Source organism: Cupriavidus sp. LA-1 (assembly GCF_055385985.1).
On record NZ_AP031387.1, the window covers coordinates 720,594 to 742,984 of the forward strand.

A 22,391-nucleotide genomic window follows, 5' to 3' on the forward strand; every position below is an offset into this window, starting at 1 on the left:
CCAAGACTTGCCGGGACCGTCAAGGTAGCTGTCGTGAGGGCGCGGTTATGTGCCTAAGCGTGAAGGATTTGCGGAATCTTGTTTCGCTAGCCCTTGCGCGGGGTGGACGCCGCAAACTCGTCCAGCACGTCGCGGAATTCCGACACATCCTCAAAGCTCCGATAGACCGAAGCAAAGCGGATATACGCAATCTTGTCGAGCTTGCGCAGCTCGCGCATCACCAGTTCGCCGACCTGGCTGCTGGGGATTTCCTTCTCTCCCAGGGCCAGCAGTTTCTCTTCGATGCGGGTGATGGCTTCGTCGATGGCTTCGGCCGAGACCGGGCGCTTGCGCAGCGCCAGGCGCATGGAATCCTTCAGCTTGGCGCGGGTGTAGTCCACGCGCGAGCCGTTTTTCTTGACGATGGCGGGAAAGAACAGCTCGATCCGCTCATAGGTGGTGAAGCGGCGGTCGCAGGCTTCGCAGCGGCGGCGCCGGCGTACGGCATCGCCGTCTTCCGACATGCGGGTGTCGAGTACCTGGGTATTGGAATGACCGCAAAAGGGGCATTTCATGCCGGACCACCTTCAGTTGAACCCCGTCGCCTTGTCCGTGTTGTCGTTCTGCGGTGGCGGGGCGGGTTGGCGAGGCCCGCAGGCCAGTGCCCTGGGGCGCCGGCCTGCGGAGCTGCCGGCCGCCCTTGCGCACACGCAAGGGCGGCCTTGGTACATCAGCCGTAGACCGGGAAGCGCTTGGTCAGGGCGGCCACCTGCTCGCGCACGCTGGCGATGTTGGCGGCGTCGTGCGGGTTGTCCAGCACATCGGCGATCAGGTTGCCGACGATGCGGGCTTCTTCTTCCTTGAAGCCGCGCGTGGTCATGGCCGGCGAGCCCAGGCGGACGCCCGAGGTCACGAACGGCTTTTCCGGATCGTTGGGGATGGCGTTCTTGTTGACGGTGATATGCGCCTCGCCCAGGATGCGCTCGGCTTCCTTGCCGGTGATGTTCTTGGCGCGCAGGTCGACCAGCATCACGTGGCTTTCAGTGCGGCCCGAGACGATGCGCAGGCCGCGCGCGATCAGGGTCTCGGCCAGCACGGCGGCGTTCTTCACCACTTGCTGCTGGTAGGTCTTGAACTCGGGCGTCAGCGCTTCCTTGAACGCGACCGCCTTGCCGGCGATCACGTGCATCAGCGGGCCGCCCTGGATGCCGGGGAAGATGGCCGAGTTGATGGCCTTCTCGTGCTCGGCCTTCATCAGGATCACGCCGCCGCGCGGGCCGCGCAGGCTCTTGTGCGTGGTGGTGGTGACGAAGTCGGCGTGCGGCACCGGGTTCGGGTAGACGCCCGCGGCGATCAGGCCGGCGTAGTGGGCCATGTCGACCATGAAGTAGGCGCCGATCGACTTGGCCACGCGGCCGATGCGCTCGAAGTCGATGCGCAGCGCGAAGGCCGAAGCGCCGGCGATGATCAGCTTGGGCTTCTTCTCTTGCGCCAGCTTTTCGAGCGCGTCGTAGTCGATGTCTTCCTGGGCGTTCAGGCCGTAGCTGACCACGTTGAACCACTTGCCGCTCATGTTCAGGGCCATGCCGTGGGTCAGGTGGCCGCCTTCGGCCAGGCTCATGCCCATGATGGTGTCGCCCGGCTTGAGCACGGCGAAGTACACGCCCTGGTTGGCCTGCGAGCCCGAGTTGGGCTGCACGTTGGCGGCTTCGGCGCCGAACACCTGCTTGACGCGGTCAATGGCCAGCTGCTCGACAATGTCGACGTACTCGCAGCCGCCGTAGTAGCGCTTGCCGGGATAGCCCTCGGCGTACTTGTTGGTCAGCTGCGAACCCTGAGCGGCCATCACGGCCGGGGAGGTGTAGTTCTCGGAGGCGATCAGCTCGATGTGGTCTTCCTGGCGCTGGTTTTCCTGCTGGATGGCGGCAAAGACCTCGGGGTCGATCTGGTCGATCGTAAAACGGCTGCGTTCGAACATGGCGAAACTCGTCTGAAAAAAGGGAATCCGATACACGCATCGGGGGTAGGGCGCGCGGGGAAGGCTAGCGGCGACCAGCACCGGCGGCACGTTGCAACCGTCGGTGCAGGGCGCACCCTGCTTCCCATTCGCTGCCCAGGCGAGCGGCAGGCGCAAAGAACTTCACGCCCAGGCGTGCCGCACCTTACGCGAACGCGTAATGAACGTCACGCCAGAGAACTTGCGCTTCCTCGTGGTAGTGCCCACTGACTTCGCCAGTCGCGCAAGATGGAATGGTTGGGCGCAGTGTAGCGCGAGGCGGGCGCCCGCCGCAAGCCGTCGGCCCGCCAGCCAAGGGCTGGCAAGGGCTGGCCAGCAACTTGCTGTTGCAAAGTCGTCCTGCGGGTTTACACGAAACCGGCATCTCTCTCCGTTACAATCGCGGCCATGACAAACTTTGTCTGGACCCTGCGGGTGTACTGGGAAGACACCGACGCGGGCGGCGTGGTGTTCTACGCCAATTACCTCAAGTTCTTCGAGCGCGCCCGCACCGAGTGGCTGCGCTCGCTCGGCATTGAACAGCAGGCGCTTGCCGACGAGGCAGGCGTGGTGTTTATCGTCCGCAGCACGGCGGTGGACTACAATGCGCCCGCCCGGCTGGATGACCAGCTTGAGATCCGCACGCGCATCGACCGGGTCGGCCCGGCTTCAGTGCAGTTCACCCAGGAAGCCTGGCGTGGCGAACTGATGCTTGCCACCGGCGCGATCCGCGTCGGATGCGTCGACAGAAGCACTTTCCGTCCCGCCCCGATCCCCGACCCCGTTCTAGCCACCATCAAGTCAGCACGATGAATCCCGTGACCGTCACGCAAGACCTGTCGATCGTAACGCTAGTGCTCCACGCCAGTCTGCTGGCGCAGGCCGTCATGGCGCTGCTGCTCGTCATGTCGCTGTTTTCGTGGACCTATATCTTCCGCAAGCACCTCGCGGTGCGTGCCGCGCGCAGCCAGACCGAAGGGTTCGAGCGCGACTTCTGGGCCGGCGGCGACCTGCAGGCGCTATATAACAGTGCCGTCAACAACCGCCACAACACCGGCGCGCTGGAACGGATCTTCGAATCCGGCATGGGCGAGTTCCTGAAGGCGCGCGAGCGCGGCAACGAGGCCGGCGCGCTGCTGGATGCGGCGCGGCGCGCCATGCGCGCGGCCTACCAGCGCGAGATGGACGTGCTCGAATCGCACCTGCCGTTCCTGGCGTCGGTCGGTTCGGTGAGCCCGTATATCGGCCTGTTCGGCACGGTGTGGGGGATCATGAACGCGTTCCGCGGTCTGTCGAATGTGCAGCAGGCGACGCTGGCATCGGTGGCGCCCGGTATCGCCGAGGCCCTGGTGGCCACCGCGATCGGCCTGTTCGCGGCCATTCCGGCGGTGATCGCCTACAACCGCTATGCCACGGAAATCGACCGCCTGGCGATCCGGTTCGAGAGCTTCATGGAAGAGTTCCTGAACATCCTGCAGCGGCAGACCCGCTAACCGTACCCAATACCAGCGGTCCGGGCGCAAGTCCGGGCCGGCGTTTCCAGGAGTCCTGCAATGGCAGCCATTCAGCGCCGCGGCGGCTCGCGCCGCCGGGCCAGCGCCGAGATCAACGTCGTGCCGTATATCGACGTCATGCTCGTGCTGCTGGTCATCTTCATGGTGGCCGCACCGATCGTGAGCCCCGCCACCGTCGACCTGCCCACGGTGGCCAATGCCACGCCGCAGCAGAAGGCGCCGCCGATCGTGGTCACCGTGCATGAAAGCGGCCAGCTGACCGCGCGCGGCAAGGACAACGCCGGCAATGCCTTCGAGCGCAAGCTCGACAAACAGGGCCTGCTCGACTTCGTGCACCAACGCCAGAACGAGAACCCGGACCAGCCGGTGGTGATCGCCGCCGACCGCTCGGTCAAGTACGAGGCGGTGCTGGACGTGATGTCGATCCTGAAAGCCGACGGCGTCAAGCGCGTTGGCCTGATGGTCAAGTCCAAGACCTCCTGACGCATTGAAGCGCCTATCTGATTGCCGTTGCGCCTGATGACGACCGCCGCCGCCCATCCCTACCAGCCGGTCAAGGAGCGGGGAACCCTGCGTTCCTTCCTGCTCGCGCTCCTCATGCACGTGATGCTGGCCATCGTGCTGTACTACGGCGTGCACTGGCAGAGCAGCACCCCGGTCGGCGCGGAAGCCGAGTTGTGGGAAGAGATCCCGGCCGCCACCGCGCCGCCGCCGCTGCCGATATCGCGGCCAGAGCCGGTGGTGCAGCCGCGTCCGGCCCCGCCGGCGCCCGAGGTGAAGAGCAAGGTCGAGGAAGACGCCGACATCGCGCTGGCGCGCCAGAAGCGCCGGGCCGAGGCGGCCGCGCGCGAAGAGGCCGAGCACAAGCAGGCGGCTGCCCGCAAGGAAGCCGAGCGCAAGGAGGCGGAACGCAAGGAAGCCGAGCGCAAGGAGGCGGAACGCAAGGAAGCCGCACGCAAGGAAGCCGAGCAGCGCGAAGCCGAGCGCAAGGAAGCCCAGCGCAAGGATGACGCGAAGAAAAAGGCCGTACAGCAGCAGGAACAGCAGCGCAAGGAACTGGCCGAGCGCAAGGAAGCGGAACGCAAGGAAGCCGAGCGCAAGGAAGCGGACGCCAGGGCCAGGGCCCAGGCGGACGCGAAGGCCAGGGCCGATGCCAAGGCCAAGGCTGACGCCGAGGCCAAGGCCAAAGCCAGGGCGGATGCCGAGGCCAAGGCCAAGCACGAGGCCGCGGCCAATGCCCAGCGCAAGAGCGAGCTGGCGCGCCTGCAGGCGCTGGCCGGCGGCTCCGGCGCGGGCGGTGGCGGCGTGGGCAATACGGCCGGCGCCGGCGCGGGGGGCGGTGGCAAGGCGTCGCCGGGCTATGCCGACCGCGTGCGCCGCCGCGTCAAGCCGAACATCGTCTTTACCGAGGACGTGCCGGGCAACCCGTCGGCGGTGGTGTCGGTGCAGCTGGCACCGGATGGTTCGCTGCTGTCGGCGCGGCTGTCCAAGTCCAGCGGCGACTCGGGTTGGGACAATGCCGTACTGCGCGCGGTCGAACGCTCCGACCCGCTGCCACGCGATGAGAACGGCAAGGCGCCGGCCAGCTTCACCATTACCTTCCGGCCGAAGGACTGAGTGACCTGTACAGCATGATTTGGAACATAATGCAACCTTCATCGCCGGGTCCTGGTCCCAGCGCTAGCATGACAGGTTGCCTGACGCAGCCGACAGTGTGCGGTACGCACGCGGACGGGGCATGCGCCACGCGCTGCCATGCCATATGCCCGTGTTGCCGATTGCCTGTCGTGCCCGACGAAACTTGAAATCGACTGAGGAGCAGCATGCGAAAGCTTTGGGCCCCCAACTGGCTGTCCGCGAGGCGGCACAACGCAAACCAACCCGTATCTCAACGCGCCACCCGGCCGGTCCCCCTGGCTGGCCGCCGCGCGTTGATGGCCTGGCTGGCCGCGGCAATGACGATGGCGGCCGGCGCCGCGCACGCGCAGCTCAACGTTGAGATCTCCGGGGTCGGCTCCAGCCAGATCCCGGTGGCCACCGCCAATTTCCAGGGCGAGGCCCAGGCCCCGCAGAACCTGACCGCGATCATCCGCTCCGACCTGGCGCGCAGCGGGCGGCTTCGCAATGTCGACCCGGGCGGCGCCACCGTGGCGGAATCCGCCAATGTCGACCTGGGCAGCTGGAAGTCGCGCGGCGCCGATGCCTTCGTCGCCGGCAGCGTGACCCCGGCCGCCGGCGGCAGATACGACGTGCGCTTCCGCCTGTACGACACCGTCAAGGGCCAGAGCCTGGGCGGCCTGGCCTTTACCGTCAACCAGACCCAGCTGCGCGTGACCGCGCACAAGATCGCCGACTACATCTATGAAAAGCTGCTGGGCGAGCGGGGCGTGTTTGCCACGCGCCTGTCCTACGTGTCGAAGGTGGGCGGCCGCTACCAGCTGCTGATCTCCGACTCGGACGGCCAGAACGCGCAGGTGGCACTGACCAGCAACGAACCGATCATCTCGCCGTCGTGGTCGCCGGACGGCGCACGCGTGGCCTACGTCTCGTTCGAGTCCAGGAAGCCGGTGGTGTACGTGCATGACCTGGCCAGCGGCAAGCGCACGCTGGTGTCGAACCAGAAGGGCAACAACAGCGCGCCGTCGTGGTCGCCCGATGGCCGGCACCTGGCGCTGGCGCTGTCGCGCGACGGCAATACCCAGGTCTACCAGGTCAATGCGGACGGCTCCGGCGTCCACCGCCTCTCCCGCAGCAGCGCCATCGACACCGAGCCGCAGTACTCGCCCGACGGCAAGAGCATCTACTTCACCAGCGACCGCGGCGGTGCGCCGCAGATCTACCGCATGCCCGCTTCCGGCGAGGAAAGCGGCGCCGCGCAGCGTGTCACCTTCAAGGGCAGCTACAACGTGAGCCCGCGCATTTCGCCGGACGGCAAGTACCTGGCGTACATCTCGCGCACGGGCGGCTTCAAGCTGCAGCTGCAGGACCTGTCCAACGGCGACGTGACGTCGCTGACCGATACGGCCAATGACGAAGCACCGAGCTTCGCCGCCAACGGCAAGTACATCCTTTATGCCACCCGCGTGGGCGGTCGCGCAGTGCTGGCGGCGGTTTCCACTGACGGGCGTACCCGGCAGGTTCTGTCCCTCCAGTCCGGCGATGTTCGCGAGCCGTCCTGGGGTCCTTTCATGCAATAACAGGAGTCATTTACCATGCCCCAACTGATGACCAAAACCCTTGCCGTTGCCGCACTGCTGGCCCTCGGCGCCTGCAGCTCCGGCGTCAAGCTGGACGACACCGCCAAAGCCGGCGCCGGCGGCACGGGTGCCGATGCGCGCACTGTCACCCCGGTGACCGCCGCCGACCCGCTGAACGACCCGAACGGCCCGCTGGCCAAGCGCAGCGTGTACTTCGACTTCGACAGCTACTCGGTCAAGTCCGACTACCAGGGCATGCTGGGCGCGCACGCCAAGTACCTGTCGGGCAACCAGGGCCGCAAGATCCTGATCCAGGGCAACACCGACGAACGCGGCACCAGCGAGTACAACCTGGCGCTGGGCCAGAAGCGCGCCGAAGCCGTGCGCCGCTCGCTGGCCTCGATGGGTGTGCCCGACACCCAGATGGAAGCCGTGAGCCTGGGCAAGGAAAAGCCCAAGGCCGCCGGCCATGATGAAGCCTCGTGGGCCGAAAACCGCCGCGCGGACATCAACTACTGATCTGTGGACAGCCTTCCATGAAAGCACGTGTTTCCACCCTGTTGTGGCTCGCCGCCGTTGCCGGCGGCGGCATGCTGCCACTGTCTCACGCGCATGCCGGCGTGTTCGACGATGACGAGGCCCGCAAGGCCGTCATCAACCTGCGCGACCAGTTCAATGGTTTCCAGGCGACCGCGACGCAGCGCATCGAGCAGAACAGCCGCACCACGCTCGACATGCAGAACCAGCTCGAGGGCCTGCGCCAGGAAGTGGCGCGGCTGCGCGGCCAGAATGAAGTGCTGCAGAACACGGTGGACACGCTGCAGAAGCAGCAAAAGGACTACTACGCCGACCTCGATGCGCGCCTGAAGAAATTCGAGCCGCAGCAGGTCACGGTCGAAGGCCGCGAAGGCCTGTCGCAGCCGGGCGAAAAGCCCGAATACGATGCCGCGCTCAAGCAGTTCCAGGCGGGTGACTTCAGGAGCGCCGGGAGTGCATTCTCGGCGTTCGTGAAGAAGTACCCGCAGAGCCCGTACGTGCCGCTGGCGCAGTACTGGCTCGGCAACTCGCTGTATGCGCAGCGCGACTACAAGGGCTCCACCGCGGTGCTGCAGAACATGATCAACGCCAACCCGACGCACCCCAAGGTGCCGGACGCAATGATCGCGGTCGCCAACAACCAGCTCGAGTCCGGCCAGAAGGCGGCCGCGCGCAAGACGCTGGAGCAGGTGGTGGCCAAGTATCCGGGCACCGAAGGCGCGCAGGCGGCCAGCAACCGGCTGAAGACGCTGAAGTAATCCCGGAAGCGGCCGGCTCGCCCGGTCCTCGGTCTGCAAGGCCCGCTTCGGCGGGCCTTTTTCTTGGGTCGCGCTAAAATACGCGATTCGCCTGAATGTTTTGCGCGCCAACCCGGCGCTTCCCATCATGACCAAACGCGCCATCGTCCTGCTGTCCGGCGGACTCGACTCTGCCACCGTACTCGCCATGGCCCGCGCCCAGGGCTTCGAGACCTATGCGCTGTCGATGCGCTACGGCCAGCGCCACTCCTCCGAGCTGGACGCCGCCAAGCGCGTGGCGGCCGCGCTGGGCGCCACCCGCCACGAGATCGTCGACCTGGACCTGCGCCGCTTCGGCGGCTCGGCGCTGACCGACGACGCGCTGGTGGTGCCGACCGACGGCGCTTCCGGCGGCATCCCCGTCACCTACGTGCCGGCGCGCAACACCATCATGCTGTCGCTGGCACTCGGCTGGGCCGAGGCCGTCGGCGGGCGCGACCTGTTCTTCGGCGCCAACGCGGTCGACTACTCCGGCTATCCGGACTGCCGCCCGGAATACGTCGCGGCCTATGAAACGCTGGCCAACCTGGCCACCAAGGCCGGGGTCGAGGGCGACCGCTTCCGCGTGCATGCGCCCATCATCGACATGACCAAGGGCGAGATCATCCGCGCCGGCATCGCGCTGGGCGTGGACTACGGCCTGACGGTGTCGTGCTATCAGGCCGACGACGATGGCCGCGCCTGCGGCGTGTGCGATTCGTGCCGCATCCGCCGCGCCGGCTTCGAGGCCGCCGGCGTGCCCGACCCGACCCGCTACCAGGCTGCCGCCTGATCACCAGCCGCCGTCCACGCCCCCGACATGCCTGATATCGACCTTGCCGCGCTCTCGCGCACCGTGCTGCTGAGCACGTTCGTCCTGACCTTCCTGTTTGGCGCCGTGCTGCAGCGCACGCACTTCTGCACCATGGGGGCCGTCTCTGACATCGTCAACATGGGCGACTGGAGCCGCATGCGCATGTGGGTGCTGGCGATCGGCGTGGCCATGATCGGCACCGGCGTGCTGGCCTGGACCGGTGCGATCGACCCCACCAAGACCATCTACACCGCCAGCAAGCTGGGCTGGCTGTCGGCGCTGGCCGGCGGGCTGATGTTCGGCTTCGGCATGGTGCTGGCGTCCGGCTGCGGCAGCAAGACGCTGGTGCGCATCGGCGCCGGCAACCTGAAATCGCTGGTGGTCTTTGTCTTCCTGGGCCTGTCGGCCTACATGACGTTGCGCGGGCTGTTCGGCGTGGTGCGCGTGAATACCGTCGACGCGGTGACGCTGACGCTGCCCACCACGCAGGACCTGCCTTCCGTGCTGGCGCAGGGCACGGGGCTCGCGCGCGGCGCGCTGCAGCTGGGCCTGGGCCTGGTGCTGGGTGGCTTGCTGGTGGTGTGGGCGCTGGCGGGCCGCAGCTTCCGCTCGTTCGACAACCTGCTGGGCGGCATCGGCGTGGGCCTGATCATCGTGGCGATGTGGTACGTGTCCGGCCACCTCGGCTATGTCTCCGAAGATCCCAACACGCTCGAAGAACTGTTCGTCTCGACCAACAGCGGCCGCATGGAAAGCCTGAGCTTTGTCGCGCCCTATGCCTATACGCTCGACTGGCTGATGATGTTCAGCGACAAGAGCAAGGTGCTGACAGTCGGCATCGTCAGCGTGTTCGGCGTGATCGCCGGTGCGGCCGTCTACGCACTGGCCACGCGCACGTTCCGCTGGGAAGGCTTCGGCAATGCCGAGGACGTTGCCAATCACATGGTCGGCGGCATCCTGATGGGCGCCGGCGGGGTGACCGCGCTGGGCTGCACCGTGGGGCAGGGCCTGTCGGGCGTGTCGACGCTGGCGATCGGTTCGTTTATCGCGCTGGCAGGTATCCTGGCCGGGGCGGTGCTGGCGTTCCGCTACCAGATATGGCGTCTGGAGCGCATGGTCTGAGGCGGGTAGCCGCGCCGAAGACTTGACACATCGGGAATCGCGTCACTATAATCGCGGTTCTGTTTTTTCGGGTCGTTAGCTCAGTCGGTAGAGCAGCGGACTTTTAATCCGTTGGTCGCGTGTTCGAGTCACGCACGACCCACCAGCATTTCGAAGGGCCTGTGGCGCAAGTCACAGGCCCTTTTTGCGTCTGGCGTGCCCCGGCAGTAGGGGCTGCTTTAACTAGTTCGAGTTAGAGACTTAGCCCGGCCTGCGCAGCACAATGGGTCGACCGCGGCGTTTGGACCGCGGTATATGGGAGCGGCCGCGAGACGCGGCCCCACAACAAGACCCTATGCGGCGAGCAGGCGTTTCCTTGCCGGCCAGCGGGCACGTGCTGCGCATCATCTGGCCGTTCGTACCGGTTGTCGTTGCGCTGGCGTTGTTCAGCATCGCCAGCCTGGACCTGTTGTCGGCCGCGCGCGCATTTGTCGCGGGCGAGAGCCAGTGGTCCAAGGGCCAGAAGAACGCCGTGCTGCATCTGCTGCGCTACGCCGAGGAGCGTGATCCCAGGGAATTCACTGGCTATCTGGATTCGATCGCCATCCCGCTGGGCGACCACCGCGCGCGCCTGGAACTCGACCGCGACGAGCCGGACCTGGAACGCGTGCACGAGGGCTTCCTCGCCGGCGGCAACCATCCCGACGACATTGCGCGGATGGTGCGGCTGTACCGCAATTTCCGCCATATCCAGGAGGTCGATGCCGCGATCCGCGTCTGGGCGGCAGCCGACATCGAAATCGCTGCCCTGCACGAACAGGCACTGGCGCTGCGCCGCCTGACCGCCCAGCCCGGCTGCGGTAGCGAGTGCGTGGCGCCGGTGCTGCGCAACATTGCGCAGATCGACGGCAGGCTGATGCCGCTGGAGCAGGCCTTCTCAGGCTATCTGGGCCAGGCCTCGCGCCGTGTGACCCGCTTGCTCACCACCGGTAGCGCGGTGATGGCGGCCGCGCTGCTGATGTCGGCGATCCTGCTGTCGTTGGCGCCGCTGCGGCGCGAGCGCCGGCTGCGCGAGGCGCTGGCGCAGCGTGAAGAGCAGTTGCAGCTCGCGGTGGAGGGCAGCAACGACGGGCTCTGGGACTGGCATCTCGGCCGCGGCGAGCTGTACTTCTCGCCGCGCTGCGCGCAGATGCTGGGCTACCGCGACGACGAGCTGCCGCACGCGCGCGAGACCGTGCTGGGGCTGCTGCATCCGTCCGAGCTGTCGGCCTTCGAAGAGAAGCTGGCGCAGCACCTGCGCAGCGGCGAGCCCTATGACGCCGAATTCCGCCTGCGCAACCGGGCCGGCGACTACCTGTGGGTGCGCGCCCGCGGCCGGCTGGTGCGCGGGGCGGGGCGCCGGCGCGCGCGCATGGCGGGCTCACTGACGGATATCTCCGACCACAAGCGTTACGAGACCCAGCTCTTTGCCGAGAAGGAACGCGCCCAGGTCACGCTGCAGGCCATCGGCGACGCCGTGGTGACGGCCGATGTGTGGGGGCGTGTGCAGTCGCTCAATCCCGCGGCCGAGGCCCTTACCGGCTGGCGTGAAGCCGAAGCCCAGGGCCGGCCCCTGAGCGAAGTCTGCGTGCTGCGCGACGAGGAAAGCCTGGCGCCGCTGCCCGATATCGTGACGCTGGCGCTGCGCCAGCGCTGGCGCAGCGGGTCGGCGCAACTGGTGCAGCGCGTCGGGTCCGGGCAGCCCGGCCAGGCGCTGGCGGTCAAGCCTTCGGTGGCGTTGATCCGCGACCGCGCCGCGCAGGCCATCGGCGTGGTAGTGGTGCTGCACGACATCAGCCAGGAGCGGGCGCATGCCGCGCGGCTGGCGCACGAGGCCAGCCATGACGCCCTGACCGGGCTGGTCAACCGCGCCGAGTTCGAGCGCCGGCTGGGCGCGGCGATCGCGCGTGCACGCACCCACGGCGTCACGCATACGCTCATGTACCTGGACCTGGACCAGTTCAAGGTGGTCAACGATACCTGCGGCCATGCCGCCGGCGACGAACTGATCCGGCAGATGGCGGAGGTGATGCGCAGCCAGCTGCGGCGCAGCGATATGCTGGCGCGCCTCGGCGGCGATGAGTTCGGCGTGCTGCTGGAGCATTGCGGCACCGCCGATGGCGAGCGCGTGGCCGAAGCGCTGCGCCATGCCATCGCGAGCTTCCGCTTTGCGCATCGCCAGCGCACCTTCGCGGTGGGTGTCAGCATCGGCCTGGTGATGATGGACCGCCAGACCGGCAGCGTGGCCGAGGCACTGAGCGCGGCCGACGCGGCCTGCTACGTGGCCAAGGAAGGCGGGCGCAACCGCGTGCAGGTCTACCATCCCATGGACAGCGTGGTGCAGGCGCGCCATGGCGAAATGGAGTGGGTCAGCCGCGTGCATGCGGCGCTGGCGGCCGGCCGCTTCTGCCTGTTCTCGCAGGAGATCGTGCCGGTGCAATACGGCGCGCTGCCGGAGACGGGCCGCCACGTGGAGCTGCTGCTGCGCATGGTCGACGAACGCGGCCGGCTGGTGCCGCCGATGGCCTTCGTACCGGCCTGCGAGCGCTACAACCTGATGCCGATGATCGACCGCTGGGTGGTCGAGACCGCGTTTGGCGCGCTGGCGGGACGGCAGGCGGAGATCGCCACCTGTGCAATCAACCTGTCAGGCTCGTCGCTGGCGGACATCCAGTTTCCCGATTTCGTGCGCGAGCAGGCGCAGCGCTTCGGTATTGCGCTCGACGGCATCTGCTTCGAGATCACGGAAACCGCGGCGATCGCCAACCTGGCGCAGGCCGGTGCGTTCATCCTGCAGCTGCAGCAGCTGGGCTGCCAGTTCGCGCTGGACGACTTTGGCGCGGGTATGTCGTCGTTCACCTATCTGAAGCACCTGCCCGCGGCCTACCTGAAGATCGACGGCAGCTTCGTGCGCGACATGCTGGCCGATCCGGTCAACCTGGTGATGGTGGAGGTGATCCAGCGCATCGGCCACGCCATGGGCAAGAAGACCATTGCGGAGTTCGTCGAGAACGAAGCGATGCTCGAGCGGCTGCGCGAGCTGGGCGTGGACCTGGCGCAGGGCTACCACATTGCGTTGCCGGTGCCGTTCGCCCCGGCCGGCCCCGAGGCCGGGGAGCGGCTGGCGCTGGCGGGCTGAACCGGCGGGGGCCGCGTCAGCGCATCGGAATCAGGGAACCAGTGGATCGCGGAAACCGGTATCGGTATCGGGGGCGGTTGCGGGGGGCGCCGCCTGCCCCCTGGCATCGCGCCAGGTGTTGTAGGCCCAGTAGGCGGCGCCAGCCACCATGCCGACCTTGGACAGCTTCCAGGTCCAGCGCAGCACCGGCGTGCGCTTGAGCAGCGGCAGCGCCAGCGTCACCGCGGTGCTCAGCAGCGGGTAGTCCCTGGTCATGCCGACCACCTTCATCCACGAGCCCGGACGGGCGATGCGCGGCAGCCAGCTACTGAGGGTACTCAGGCGCTGTGTGCTGCCGCGCACGGCGTGCAGGGCCTGCAGGCAATCGTGGCGCTCCAGGGCGGCGCGGGTCAGCAGCAGTTCCTTGCGCACTGCCAGCGGCAGGCGCACCTCTTGCGTGAACCGGGCCCGCCGCGGGTGTTCGCGGCGGGTGCGTGTGGTCGTGCGCTCGTCGGGTTCCAGGGTGCTCATCGGCGCAGGATCTCCCGGTCTTTGTCGATTTCGGCGAGCGTGGCCTCCAGCATCGGCGGGGCGTTGCGAACCAGGTTGCGTGCATACGCCAGGCAAATCGCGCACAGCAGCAGGTAAAGGACTGTCAGCGCGCCCAGCGCCTGCCAGCGGTAGGTATCCCAGAACAGGATGGCGACCAGCCCGGTCAGGGTGACCAGCCCGATGCCAAAGAACACCAGGCCGAAGCAGGCCAGCAGCGCGACCTTCATCAGGCGCGTGCGTTCCTCGGCAAGCTCCACGCTGGCGAGTTCGAGGCGGGTCTGGATCATTGCCACCAGCGAGCCGGCCAGGTTGCGCACGGAATCAAGGAACTTGGGGGAAGGGGGGGATTCGCTCATGCAGCTCCGGCGTGAAAGAGCGGCGCGCCGGCGTGACCGTGCGCGCCTTTCCAGCAGGCGGGGCCGGGACGCCCGCATGTGTCACCCACATGCGGGTGCCCCGGCCACTGGCAACCCGATGACCGGGTTGCCGCTTTGGCGCGGCACCAGCGTGCCGCGCCGGGTTGGCACCGCTTACTTGCGGTTCAGCAGCAGACCGATCAGCAGGCCCACGCCGGCGGCCACGCCCACGGCGCGCCACGGGTGGTCGTGCACGTAGTCGTCGGTGGCGCGCGCGGCGGCCTTGCTCTTGGTCACGACGGCGTCTTGCAGGTCCTGGGCCTTTTCCTTGGCTTGCTTGAGCAGGCCCATGCCACGCTCGCGCAGTTCGGCGGCCTTTTCCCCGGTGGTCGAGGCGGCTTGCTTCAGCAGTTCCTCGGCGTCGGACAGAACGGTCTTGACATCGCTCATCAGTTTCTCCTGTTTGCGGGCGGATGGTTCGGTTTGTGCGGATTCTGACATTTTCTACGCTCCGAGGCTAACGGCTTTTGTCGGACTGATACTTAGCATATGTGGCGGGCGGCCGTCGTTTCAAGGCTGCACGCCAGCGTGCGGGCCACTTCGGTGCCTGGTATCGCCAGCATGCCGGAAAGCCGGCGTAATGAATGTCAGAAAATGTTTATATGACTTCGAGTGATTTTGTAGTGACTTTATATTCGTTTGGGTTGGATATCAATCCGGTTACTCTGGTTCCACCCGAAATCAGGAGAACAGAATGGCATTGCGTCTTGGCGATATCGCCCCGGACTTCGAGCAGGATTCGAGCGAAGGCCGCATCAGTTTCCATGCCTGGCTTGGTGACAGCTGGGGTGTGCTGTTTTCGCACCCGGCCGACTACACCCCGGTGTGCACCACCGAACTGGGCCTGACGGCAAAGCTGAAGGATGAATTCGCGCGGCGCGGCGTCAAGGCGATTGCGTTGTCGGTGGACAACGTGGACTCGCACCGCGGCTGGATCCAGGATATCAACGAGACCCAGTCGACCGCGGTCAAGTTCCCGATCCTGGCCGATGGCGACCGCAAGGTGTCGCAACTCTACGACATGATCCACCCGAACGCGAATGAAACGCTGACGGTGCGTTCGCTGTTCATCATCGATCCGAAGAAGAAGGTGCGCCTGATCATCACCTATCCGGCCAGCACCGGGCGCAACTTCAACGAGATCCTGCGCGTGATCGATTCGCTGCAGCTGACCGACAACCACAGCGTGGCCACGCCGGGCAACTGGCAGGACGGCGACGATGTGGTGATCGTGCCCTCGCTGAAGGACGAAGCGGTGATCCGCGAGAAATTCCCGAAAGGCTACCAGGCCGTGCGGCCGTACCTGCGCCTGACGCCGCAACCCAACAAATGAACGCGGCCCCGCAAAGGCGGGGCCGGCGTGCAAGACAGGTGTTTTATCGACGGGGGCAGCCTCGTCGTCTCCTTGGTAGTGTGCTTGGCCCGGCTTCCCAGCCGGGCCTTTTTATTCCGCAGAGCCTGTCCGCAAGTCGCGGTTCGCGATCAGAAGAAGGCCTGCAGGCCGGTCTGGGCGCGGCCGAGGATCAGCGCGTGGATGTCGTGGGTGCCTTCATAGGTGTTGACCACCTCCAGGTTCACCACGTGGCGGATCACGCCGAACTCGTCCGAGATGCCGTTGCCGCCCAGCATGTCGCGCGCCACGCGGGCGATGTCGAGCGACTTGCCGCACGAATTGCGCTTCATGATCGAGGTGATTTCCACCGCGGCGGTGCCTTCGTCCTTCATGCGGCCCAGACGCAGGCAGCCTTGCAGGGCCAGCGTGATCTCGGTCTGCATGTCGGCCAGCTTCTTCTGCACCAGCTGCGTGGCGGCCAGCGGGCGGCCGAACTGCTTGCGGTCCAGCGTGTACTGGCGGGCGGTATGCCAGCAGAACTCGGCGGCGCCCAGCGCGCCCCAGGCGATGCCGTAGCGGGCCGAGTTCAGGCAGGTGAACGGGCCCTTCAGGCCGCTCCCGCCCGGCATGATGTTCTCTTCCGGCACGAACACCTGGTCCAGCACGATTTCGCCGGTGATCGAGGTGCGCAGGCCGACCTTGCCGTGGATGGCCGGTGCCGACAGGCCCTTCCAGCCCTTTTCCAGGATAAAGCCGCGGATCGCTTCCTTGCCGTCGTCGCCCTGCAGCTTGGCCCAGACCACGAACACGTCGGCGATCGGCGAGTTGGTGATCCACATCTTGGCGCCGGTCAGCTCATAGCCGCCGTCTACTTTCTTGGCGCGGGTGACCATCGAGCCCGGGTCGGAGCCGTGGTTCGGTTCGGTCAGGCCGAAGCAGCCGATCCACTCGCCGGTGACGAGCTTGGGCAGGTACTTCTGCTTTTGCGCTTCGCTGCCGAATTCAAAGATGGGCACCATGACCAGCGAGGACTGTACGCTCATCATCGAGCGGTAGCCCGAATCCACGCGCTCCACTTCACGCGCGATCAGGCCGTAGCTGACGTAGTTCAGGCCCGGGCCGCCGTATTGTTCCGGGATGGTGGGGCCGAGCAGGCCCAGTTCGCCCATCTCGCGGAAGATCTCCACGTCGGTCTTCTCGTTGCGGAACGACTGCAGCACGCGCGGCATCAGCTTGTCCTGGCAGTACGCCGCTGCGGCGTCGCGCACCATGCGTTCGTCGGCGGTCAGTTGCTGGTCCAGCAGCAGGGGGTCGGCCCAGTGGAATTCGGCGTTGGCAGCCATGCAGGTCTCCTTCGGTAGCGCGGCGGAAGCGTCGGGCGGGTCGGCTCAAATGCCGCTGGCCGCGCCGGTGTATCCGGAAATCATGACGGGTTCGGTGATCGTGCGGAGGATTCTCTCGAGATCCGTGTGGTTCCGCATTGCGGAACTATGTTCCGTTGAATTAGTATATCGCAATGGGTTTGCCGTGCAACTGGCAAAACCCCCGACTTCCGCGCCTTTGTGCGATGAGCGGACACCCGCCGACTTGAGAGGAGCCGCCCTTGACCAGCCCTGCCAGCAGCCCTGCCACCAGCCCGCCACTTTCTCCCGATGCCGCGCCGCCGGGCCCGGCGCGCGAGAGCGATCCCAACTTCGTCACCGCGCTGGCGCGCGGACTGGAGCTGCTGCGCTGCTTCCGTACCGGCGAGGCGATGCTGGGCAACCAGGACTTCGTGCGCCGCACGGGTTTCCCCAAGGCGACCGTGAGCCGGCTGGCGGGCACGCTGGTGCAGCTGGGCTACCTGCGCTATGACGAGAGCCTGGGCAAGTACGCACTGGATGCCGGGGTGCTGGCGCTGGGCTATGCCTATCTGTCGGCGTCCGACGTGGTGTCGCTGGCGCGCCCGCATATGCTGGCGTTCGCGCAGGCGTACGGGGTCTCGGTGTCACTGGGCAAGCGCGAGCGCATGGAGGTGATCTACCTGGAATCGATCCGCAACGACGCCGGCGTGATGCTGGGGCTGGGCGTGGGGTCGCGGCTGTCGCTGGTCTCAAGCTCGATGGGGCGGGCCTACCTGGCCGCATTGCCTGCGCCGCGGCGCGAGCGCGTGATGGCGGAATTCAGCCAGGCGTTCCCGGAGCAGTGGAAGCAGCAGGAGGCTGCCACCCGCGCGGCCCTGGCCGAGGCGCAGCAGCGCGGCTATGCGGCGTCGTTCCGGGACTGGCATCCGGCGATCCACGCGTGTGCGGTGGCGTTCCGGCCGGTGGGGGAGAAGGAGTTGCACATGCTCAGTTGCAGTGCGTCCTATGGGGCGGTGGATGAAACCGTGTTCCACAAGACGCTGGCGCCGGCGTTGGGGGCGCTGGCGGCCAGGTTGTCGGACCCGGCGGGCTGACGCCGGGTCCGCGCATGCGGCGGATCAGAGATCCGTGCGCAACTTCCACAACTCGGGAAACAACACCACATCCAGCATCTTGCGCAGGTAGCTGACGCCTTCGGTGCCGCCGGTACCACGCTTGAAGCCGATCACCCGCTCGACCGTGGTCACATGCCGGAAGCGCCATTGCCGGAACGAATCCTCCAGGTCGACGAACTTCTCGCCCAGTTCGTACAGTTCCCAATGCGCACCGGGATTGCGGTAGACCTCCAGCCAGGCGGCCTCGACTGACGCGTTGTAGGCCGTAGGCTGGGTCCAGTCGCGCTCGACGCAATCCGCATCGATGGCAAAGCCGCGCCGCGCCATCAGCCGGATCGCCTCGTCGTAAAGCGACGGCGTCTTCAGCGCGGCTTCCACCAGCGCCAGGTGCTCCGCCCGGTGCGCATGCGGCTTGAGCATGGCCGCGTTCTTGTTGCCGAGGATGAACTCGATCTCGCGGTACTGGTAGGACTGGAAACCCGACGACATGCCCAGGTAGGGCCGCATCGCCGAGTACTCCGGCGGGGTCATCGTGGCCAGCACGTTCCACGCCTGCACCAGCTGGTCCATGATGCGCGACACCCGCGTCAGCATCTTGAACGCCGGCGGCAGGCTGTCGGCCTTGACCGACTCGCGCGCGGCGCGCAGCTCGTGCAGCATCAGCTTCATCCACAGCTCGGTGGTCTGGTGCTGCACGATAAACAGCATCTCGTTATGGTCCGGCGAGAGCGGGTGCTGCGCGCTCAGGATCTGGTCCAGGCCGAGGTAGTCGCCATAGCTCATGTCCCTGGCGAAATCCATCTGCGCGCCGTGCCAGCCTTCGCCTTGCGGCGCAGCCTGGCCTGCGGTGCCGGCAGCGCCGGAGAAGGGGCATCCCTTGAATTCACTCATGATGCGCTCCCGATCAGGTCACCTGGCCGCGCGTCTGGAAGCGCGCGTCGCGATAGGCGCCGCTGTCCAGCACATCGCGCAGGATTTCCACAGCATCCCATACCTCGGCGAAGCTGGTGTAGAGCGGCGTGAAGCCGAAGCGGGCGATGCGTGGCTCGCGGTAATCGCCGATCACGCCGCGCTCGATCAGGGCCTGCACCAGTGCGTAGCCATCCGGGTGCTCCAGGCTGACCTGGCTGCCGCGGCGCGCGTGCTCGCGCGGGGTGACCAGCGTCAGCGGGTGGTGGCCGCAACGGGTTTCCACCAGCTGGATGAACAGGTCGGTGAGCTGCAGCGATTTGGCGCGCAGCGCCTGCATGTCGGTCTGCGCGAACACGTCCAGGCCGCATTCGACCATCGCCAGCGAGGTGATCGGCTGGGTCCCGCACAGGAAGCGGCGCACGCCGTCGACCGGGCGGTACTGCGGGTCCATGGCGAACGGCGCGGCGTGGCCCCACCAGCCCGACAGCGGCTGCCAGAAGGCATCGCGCAGCGCCGGCGCGACCCAGACAAAGGCGGGCGAGCCCGGGCCGCCGTTCAGGTACTTGTAGGTGCAGCCGATGGCGTAGTCGGCGCCGGCTGCCTTCAGGTTGACCGGCACGGCGCCGGCGGAATGGCACAGGTCCCACACCGTCAGCGCGCCGCGGGCGTGGGCCAGCTCGGTGAGCGAGGCCATGTCCAGCATCTCGCCGGTCTTGTAGTTGACGTGGGTGAGCATCAGCACGGCGGTATCGGCGCCCACGGCGGCGTCGATCTCGGCCGGCGAGTTCACCAGCCGCAGCGAATAGCCTTGCTGCAGCAGGTCGGCCAGGCCCTGCGCGATATACAGGTCGGTGGGGAAGTTGCTGGCTTCCGACACGATCACCTTGCGCGCCGGGTCGCGCGTCTGCTGCACGCGCAGCGCCGCGGCCAGCACCTTGAACAGGTTGATCGAGGTGGTGTCGGTGACCACCACTTCATCCTGGCCGGCGCCCACCAGCGGGGCCAGCTTGTTGCCCAGCCGCTGCGGCAGCTCGAACCAGCCGGCGGTATTCCAGCTGCGGATCAGGCCGTCGCCCCATTCCTCGGTCACCACCTGGGCGGCGCGCGCGGCCGAGGCGCGGGGGCGGGCGCCCAGGGAGTTGCCGTCGAGGTAGATCACGCCCTCGGGCAGCGCGAACTGGTCGCGCAGCGGGCGCAGCGGGTCTTGCTGGTCGAGCCGGATGCAGTGGTCGCGGTCAAATGTCGTCATGTCGTCGCTTGGGCAGGTGTGGTTCGGGAGGGGTTCAGTCGAGGCTGCGCAGCACGGCACGCACCGGGCTGGCATCGAGCCCGGCAAAGCGCAGCGGCAGCGCGATCAGTTCGTAGTCGCCGGCATCGACTTCATCCAGCACGATGCCTTCCAGGATGGCCAGCCCGTGGCAGCGCACGGCGTTGTGCGCGTCCATGGTCTTGGATTCCTGCGGATCGAGCGACGGCGTGTCGATGCCGACCAGCTGCACGCCGTGCGCGGCCAGCAGTGCGATGGTTTCAGGCGCGACCGCACAGAAGGCCGGGTCCCACTGCGCCAGCGGGGCCTGCCGGTAGGTGCGCAGCAGCACGCGCGGCGGCAGGCCCGCCAGCGCGTGTTCGACATGGCGCGGCTCCACCAGCGGCGCAGCGCCGATGCAGTGGATCACCCGGCAGGTGCCGAGATACGGCGCAAGCGGCACGGCGCCGATCGGCGCGCCGTCGGCGGCGTAGTGCAGCGGTGCGTCGGCGTGCGCGCCCGTGTGCGGCGACAAGGTGATGCGGCCCACGTTCACCGGGCAGTGCTCGTCCATCTGCCATGCCGGCGCTTGCTGGAATGGCGTGTCGCCGGGCCAGACCGGGGTGGCGGGGGAGAGCGGCGGGCTGATGTCCCACAGCCGGCGCGGGTCTTGATTGGGGGCGGTCATAGGGTGGGCGGCGCCTTCTCGGAGCGCCGTTTCTGTCTGCCTCGATGTCGGGAATCATAGTCAAAATCGGCGGCAAGAGGCTTGCTAAATGGGCCGTCGATGCACGTATCTTTCGCATAAAATGCGAAGAACTGATGATTTATCGAAGGAAATTCGAATGAACCTCGATCCTACCGATTTGCGCATCCTGACCTGCCTGCAGGAGAACGGCCGCATCAGCAACCAGGACCTGGCCGACCGCGTGGCGCTGTCGCCTTCGGCATGCCTGCGGCGGGTGCGGCTGCTGGAAGAGTCAGGGGTGATCGGCGGCTATCGCGCCTGGTTCGATGCCGAGCAGCTGGGGCTGGAGCTGGAGGCCATCGTGCAGGTGTCGATGCGCCATGACGTGGAAGGCTGGCATGACACCTTTATCGCCGCGGTGCAGTCGTGGCCGGAAGTGCTGTCGGCGTACATCATCACCGGCGACAGCAACTACATTCTGCGGGTGCAGGCGCGCAACCTGAAGCACTACTCGGACTTCATCGTGAACCGGCTGTACCGGACCAAGGGCGTGATGGATATCCGCTCGAATATCGTGCTGCAGCGGATCAAGGTGGACAGTTCGCCGCTGGCGATCCTGAAGGCGGGCGCGGACAGTCAGCGCTGATGCAGCGCGATCAGCTGGCGCAGGGTTTCCTTGAGCAGCGCGCCCTGCTGCGTGCCGAAGTCGTTCAGCACGGCGCGTTCGTGCTGCGCCGCGCGTTCCAGCAGCGGCCGGGCCAGCCCCAGGCCGCGGGGCGTGATCGAGATCAGGGCCAGGCGGCGGTCGGTCTTGCCGGCGCTGCGCCTGACCAGGCCGTCGATGGCCATGCGGTCAACCAGCTTGGTCAGCGTCGGCTGCTTGGTCAGTGTGATCTCGGCCAGCATGCCGATGGTGCAGTCGGGGCGGTCGGCCAGCGTGGCCAGCACGCGCCATTCCTGCACGGACAGGCCGCTGGCTTCGACCTCGCGGTGGAATTCGCCCGAGATCAGGTGGCTGGCGCGCGCCAGCAGGTAGGCCAGGTAGCCATCGACGAAGGGCAGGGGTGATGCTGCAGGCAGATCCGCCATGATGGGCCCGTGCCGTTCAGAGATCGAGCGGGGCGGTGGTGGTGAACTGGCCGCCCTGGAACACCAGCGGGCCGTCTTCGCCATCCAGCACGCCGCAGCGTTCCACTTCGCCGACAAAGATGACGTGGTCGCCCTCGTCGTAGCGGCTGCGGTTGTGGCATTCGAACCACGCCAGCGCATTGGACAGGACCGGCAGGCCGTTGGCCGAGAGCCGGTAGTCCACGCCGGCGAAGCGGTCGCCCTTGAGGGTGGCAAAGCGCTGGCACAAGTCCAGCTGAGAGGCCGACAGCACGTTGATGATGTAGTGCGTGCCGTCGCGGAACATCGGCAGGCTGTTGGCGCGCGAGGCCATGCTCCACAGCACCAGCGGCGGCTGCAGCGATACCGAATTGAACGAGCTGGCGGTGATGCCGATGAAGGGCGGCGCGCCGGCGGCGACCGACTGGTTGCTGGCGCGCGTGGTGATCACCGTGACCCCGGTCGCGAACTGCGACAGGGTGCGGCGAAAGTGCATCGCATCGAAGTCGGGCGCGGCGGCTGCGCTGGCAATCCGTGGCTGGGCCTCAGGCATCCCCATGGGGGCTCCACTGGAGTTCATGAAATTTCATATATATTATTCGCGCCAG

24 protein-coding genes, 1 tRNA gene and 1 riboswitch are annotated in these 22,391 nt (G+C 67.0%); of the genes, 14 read left to right on the top strand and 11 right to left on the bottom strand.

What is annotated here, in order from left to right; translation table 11 throughout:
* Positions 1-86 precede the first annotated feature (86 nt).
* Together nrdR and glyA are read right to left on the bottom strand one after the other, a co-directional pair.
* A complete protein-coding gene (gene nrdR / locus ACZ5MJ_RS03455; protein WP_010813743.1) occupies positions 87-554 on the bottom strand; it encodes a transcriptional regulator NrdR in 468 nt (155 codons plus the stop codon).
* 155 nt (positions 555-709) lie between these two features.
* Positions 710-1,957 (bottom strand): serine hydroxymethyltransferase, encoded by a 1,248-nt coding sequence (glyA, locus tag ACZ5MJ_RS03460; RefSeq protein WP_464222442.1) that lies wholly within the window; start codon positions 1,955-1,957, stop codon positions 710-712.
* Positions 1,958-2,083: 126 nt separating this feature from the next.
* Positions 2,084-2,229: riboswitch (ZMP/ZTP riboswitch) on the bottom strand.
* Positions 2,230-2,383: 154 nt separating this feature from the next.
* Here glyA and ybgC point away from each other — a divergent pair.
* From ybgC to ACZ5MJ_RS03515, 11 genes are all read left to right on the top strand, one after another.
* Complete coding sequence (gene ybgC, locus ACZ5MJ_RS03465) at positions 2,384-2,788, top strand: tol-pal system-associated acyl-CoA thioesterase (RefSeq protein ID WP_464222443.1); 405 nt, start codon at positions 2,384-2,386, stop codon at positions 2,786-2,788.
* Complete coding sequence (gene tolQ, locus ACZ5MJ_RS03470) at positions 2,785-3,468, top strand: protein TolQ (RefSeq protein ID WP_208647542.1); 684 nt, start codon at positions 2,785-2,787, stop codon at positions 3,466-3,468. The genes ybgC and tolQ overlap by 4 nt, the downstream gene beginning before the upstream one ends.
* 60 nt (positions 3,469-3,528) lie before the next feature.
* The gene (gene tolR, locus ACZ5MJ_RS03475; RefSeq protein WP_115012730.1) at positions 3,529-3,972 is read left to right on the top strand and encodes a protein TolR; all 444 of its coding nucleotides are present in this window, start codon (positions 3,529-3,531) and stop codon (positions 3,970-3,972) included.
* 36 nt (positions 3,973-4,008) lie between these two features.
* Positions 4,009-5,106, top strand: coding sequence for a cell envelope integrity protein TolA (tolA, locus tag ACZ5MJ_RS03480; protein WP_464222444.1), 1,098 nt, complete (start codon positions 4,009-4,011; stop codon positions 5,104-5,106).
* Positions 5,107-5,312: 206 nt separating this feature from the next.
* Positions 5,313-6,686 carry a Tol-Pal system beta propeller repeat protein TolB gene (gene tolB / locus ACZ5MJ_RS03485; protein WP_464222445.1) on the top strand — a complete coding sequence of 458 codons (1,374 nt, stop codon included), beginning with the start codon at positions 5,313-5,315 and terminating at the stop codon, positions 6,684-6,686.
* A 15-nt stretch (positions 6,687-6,701) separates the two neighbouring features.
* Positions 6,702-7,205, top strand: coding sequence for a peptidoglycan-associated lipoprotein Pal (pal, locus tag ACZ5MJ_RS03490; RefSeq protein ID WP_464222446.1), 504 nt, complete (start codon positions 6,702-6,704; stop codon positions 7,203-7,205).
* 17 nt (positions 7,206-7,222) lie between these two features.
* Positions 7,223-7,981, top strand: a complete 759-nt coding sequence (ybgF, locus tag ACZ5MJ_RS03495; RefSeq protein WP_464222447.1) for a tol-pal system protein YbgF — start codon at positions 7,223-7,225, stop codon at positions 7,979-7,981.
* 127 nt (positions 7,982-8,108) lie between these two features.
* Positions 8,109-8,792 (top strand): 7-cyano-7-deazaguanine synthase QueC, encoded by a 684-nt coding sequence (queC, locus tag ACZ5MJ_RS03500; protein ID WP_464222448.1) that lies wholly within the window; start codon positions 8,109-8,111, stop codon positions 8,790-8,792.
* Positions 8,793-8,819: 27 nt separating this feature from the next.
* Positions 8,820-9,935, top strand: coding sequence for a YeeE/YedE family protein (locus ACZ5MJ_RS03505; RefSeq protein WP_464222449.1), 1,116 nt, complete (start codon positions 8,820-8,822; stop codon positions 9,933-9,935).
* Between the two features lie 69 nt (positions 9,936-10,004).
* A tRNA-Lys gene (locus tag ACZ5MJ_RS03510) sits at positions 10,005-10,080 on the top strand.
* A 117-nt stretch (positions 10,081-10,197) separates the two neighbouring features.
* On the top strand, positions 10,198-13,092 hold the full coding sequence (locus ACZ5MJ_RS03515) for an EAL domain-containing protein (protein WP_464222451.1): 2,895 nt from the start codon (positions 10,198-10,200) through the stop codon (positions 13,090-13,092).
* A 30-nt stretch (positions 13,093-13,122) separates the two neighbouring features.
* Here the strand turns inward: ACZ5MJ_RS03515 and ACZ5MJ_RS03520 are convergent, their stop codons facing one another.
* From ACZ5MJ_RS03520 to ACZ5MJ_RS03530, 3 genes are all read right to left on the bottom strand, one after another.
* Positions 13,123-13,602, bottom strand: coding sequence for a DUF3318 domain-containing protein (locus ACZ5MJ_RS03520; RefSeq protein ID WP_464222452.1), 480 nt, complete (start codon positions 13,600-13,602; stop codon positions 13,123-13,125).
* A complete protein-coding gene (locus ACZ5MJ_RS03525; protein ID WP_464222453.1) occupies positions 13,599-13,979 on the bottom strand; it encodes a phage holin family protein in 381 nt (126 codons plus the stop codon). Before ACZ5MJ_RS03525 ends, ACZ5MJ_RS03520 begins: the two co-directional genes overlap by 4 nt.
* 174 nt (positions 13,980-14,153) lie before the next feature.
* Positions 14,154-14,480 carry an ElaB/YgaM/YqjD family protein gene (locus tag ACZ5MJ_RS03530; RefSeq protein WP_340526281.1) on the bottom strand — a complete coding sequence of 109 codons (327 nt, stop codon included), beginning with the start codon at positions 14,478-14,480 and terminating at the stop codon, positions 14,154-14,156.
* Between the two features lie 253 nt (positions 14,481-14,733).
* Here ACZ5MJ_RS03530 and ACZ5MJ_RS03535 point away from each other — a divergent pair, with 253 nt between their 5' ends.
* The gene (locus tag ACZ5MJ_RS03535) at positions 14,734-15,372 is read left to right on the top strand and encodes a peroxiredoxin (protein WP_464222454.1); all 639 of its coding nucleotides are present in this window, start codon (positions 14,734-14,736) and stop codon (positions 15,370-15,372) included.
* Between the two features lie 149 nt (positions 15,373-15,521).
* Here the strand turns inward: ACZ5MJ_RS03535 and ACZ5MJ_RS03540 are convergent, their stop codons facing one another.
* Complete coding sequence (locus tag ACZ5MJ_RS03540) at positions 15,522-16,715, bottom strand: acyl-CoA dehydrogenase (protein ID WP_464222455.1); 1,194 nt, start codon at positions 16,713-16,715, stop codon at positions 15,522-15,524.
* Positions 16,716-16,975: 260 nt separating this feature from the next.
* Here ACZ5MJ_RS03540 and ACZ5MJ_RS03545 point away from each other — a divergent pair, with 260 nt between their 5' ends.
* On the top strand, positions 16,976-17,809 hold the full coding sequence (locus ACZ5MJ_RS03545) for an IclR family transcriptional regulator (protein WP_464222456.1): 834 nt from the start codon (positions 16,976-16,978) through the stop codon (positions 17,807-17,809).
* Positions 17,810-17,833: 24 nt separating this feature from the next.
* Here ACZ5MJ_RS03545 and kynA read toward each other — a convergent pair whose 3' ends face one another.
* The 3 genes from kynA to kynB are packed head-to-tail and all read right to left on the bottom strand — an operon-like array spanning position 17,834 to position 20,676.
* On the bottom strand, positions 17,834-18,721 hold the full coding sequence (gene kynA, locus ACZ5MJ_RS03550; protein WP_464222457.1) for a tryptophan 2,3-dioxygenase: 888 nt from the start codon (positions 18,719-18,721) through the stop codon (positions 17,834-17,836).
* A gap of 13 nt (positions 18,722-18,734) precedes the next feature.
* Positions 18,735-19,991, bottom strand: a complete 1,257-nt coding sequence (gene kynU, locus ACZ5MJ_RS03555; protein ID WP_464222458.1) for a kynureninase — start codon at positions 19,989-19,991, stop codon at positions 18,735-18,737.
* Positions 19,992-20,025: 34 nt separating this feature from the next.
* Positions 20,026-20,676 carry an arylformamidase gene (gene kynB, locus ACZ5MJ_RS03560; RefSeq protein ID WP_464222459.1) on the bottom strand — a complete coding sequence of 217 codons (651 nt, stop codon included), beginning with the start codon at positions 20,674-20,676 and terminating at the stop codon, positions 20,026-20,028.
* Between the two features lie 157 nt (positions 20,677-20,833).
* Between kynB and ACZ5MJ_RS03565 the strand changes: the two genes are divergently transcribed.
* Positions 20,834-21,322: an Lrp/AsnC family transcriptional regulator gene (locus tag ACZ5MJ_RS03565; protein WP_432257839.1), complete on the top strand. Its 489-nt coding sequence runs from the start codon at positions 20,834-20,836 to the stop codon at positions 21,320-21,322.
* On the opposite strand, the gene ACZ5MJ_RS03570 is transcribed toward ACZ5MJ_RS03565, so the two are convergent.
* Both ACZ5MJ_RS03570 and ACZ5MJ_RS03575 read right to left on the bottom strand, forming a co-directional pair.
* Positions 21,313-21,765 (bottom strand): MarR family winged helix-turn-helix transcriptional regulator, encoded by a 453-nt coding sequence (locus ACZ5MJ_RS03570; RefSeq protein ID WP_464222460.1) that lies wholly within the window; start codon positions 21,763-21,765, stop codon positions 21,313-21,315. The genes ACZ5MJ_RS03565 and ACZ5MJ_RS03570 overlap by 10 nt on opposite strands.
* 16 nt (positions 21,766-21,781) lie before the next feature.
* Complete coding sequence (locus ACZ5MJ_RS03575) at positions 21,782-22,342, bottom strand: flavin reductase family protein (RefSeq protein ID WP_464223644.1); 561 nt, start codon at positions 22,340-22,342, stop codon at positions 21,782-21,784.
* Between the last annotated feature and the right edge of the window lie 49 nt (positions 22,343-22,391).

Bases quoted from the DNA above. Each gene is read 5' to 3' on its own strand.
- nrdR (WP_010813743.1), bottom strand. From the start codon at position 554: ATGAAATGCCCCTTTTGCGGTCATTCCAATACCCAGGTACTCGACACC.
- glyA (WP_464222442.1), bottom strand. From the start codon at position 1,957: ATGTTCGAACGCAGCCGTTTTACGATCGACCAGATCGACCCCGAGGTC.
- ybgC (WP_464222443.1), top strand. From the start codon at position 2,384: ATGACAAACTTTGTCTGGACCCTGCGGGTGTACTGGGAAGACACCGAC.
- tolQ (WP_208647542.1), top strand. From the start codon at position 2,785: ATGAATCCCGTGACCGTCACGCAAGACCTGTCGATCGTAACGCTAGTG.
- tolR (WP_115012730.1), top strand. From the start codon at position 3,529: ATGGCAGCCATTCAGCGCCGCGGCGGCTCGCGCCGCCGGGCCAGCGCC.
- tolA (WP_464222444.1), top strand. From the start codon at position 4,009: ATGACGACCGCCGCCGCCCATCCCTACCAGCCGGTCAAGGAGCGGGGA.
- tolB (WP_464222445.1), top strand. From the start codon at position 5,313: ATGCGAAAGCTTTGGGCCCCCAACTGGCTGTCCGCGAGGCGGCACAAC.
- pal (WP_464222446.1), top strand. From the start codon at position 6,702: ATGCCCCAACTGATGACCAAAACCCTTGCCGTTGCCGCACTGCTGGCC.
- ybgF (WP_464222447.1), top strand. From the start codon at position 7,223: ATGAAAGCACGTGTTTCCACCCTGTTGTGGCTCGCCGCCGTTGCCGGC.
- queC (WP_464222448.1), top strand. From the start codon at position 8,109: ATGACCAAACGCGCCATCGTCCTGCTGTCCGGCGGACTCGACTCTGCC.
- ACZ5MJ_RS03505 (WP_464222449.1), top strand. From the start codon at position 8,820: ATGCCTGATATCGACCTTGCCGCGCTCTCGCGCACCGTGCTGCTGAGC.
- ACZ5MJ_RS03515 (WP_464222451.1), top strand. From the start codon at position 10,198: ATGGGTCGACCGCGGCGTTTGGACCGCGGTATATGGGAGCGGCCGCGA.
- ACZ5MJ_RS03520 (WP_464222452.1), bottom strand. From the start codon at position 13,602: ATGAGCACCCTGGAACCCGACGAGCGCACGACCACACGCACCCGCCGC.
- ACZ5MJ_RS03525 (WP_464222453.1), bottom strand. From the start codon at position 13,979: ATGAGCGAATCCCCCCCTTCCCCCAAGTTCCTTGATTCCGTGCGCAAC.
- ACZ5MJ_RS03530 (WP_340526281.1), bottom strand. From the start codon at position 14,480: ATGTCAGAATCCGCACAAACCGAACCATCCGCCCGCAAACAGGAGAAA.
- ACZ5MJ_RS03535 (WP_464222454.1), top strand. From the start codon at position 14,734: ATGGCATTGCGTCTTGGCGATATCGCCCCGGACTTCGAGCAGGATTCG.
- ACZ5MJ_RS03540 (WP_464222455.1), bottom strand. From the start codon at position 16,715: ATGGCTGCCAACGCCGAATTCCACTGGGCCGACCCCCTGCTGCTGGAC.
- kynA (WP_464222457.1), bottom strand. From the start codon at position 18,721: ATGAGTGAATTCAAGGGATGCCCCTTCTCCGGCGCTGCCGGCACCGCA.
- kynU (WP_464222458.1), bottom strand. From the start codon at position 19,991: ATGACGACATTTGACCGCGACCACTGCATCCGGCTCGACCAGCAAGAC.
- kynB (WP_464222459.1), bottom strand. From the start codon at position 20,676: ATGACCGCCCCCAATCAAGACCCGCGCCGGCTGTGGGACATCAGCCCG.
- ACZ5MJ_RS03565 (WP_432257839.1), top strand. From the start codon at position 20,834: ATGAACCTCGATCCTACCGATTTGCGCATCCTGACCTGCCTGCAGGAG.
- ACZ5MJ_RS03570 (WP_464222460.1), bottom strand. From the start codon at position 21,765: ATGGCGGATCTGCCTGCAGCATCACCCCTGCCCTTCGTCGATGGCTAC.
- ACZ5MJ_RS03575 (WP_464223644.1), bottom strand. From the start codon at position 22,342: ATGGGGATGCCTGAGGCCCAGCCACGGATTGCCAGCGCAGCCGCCGCG.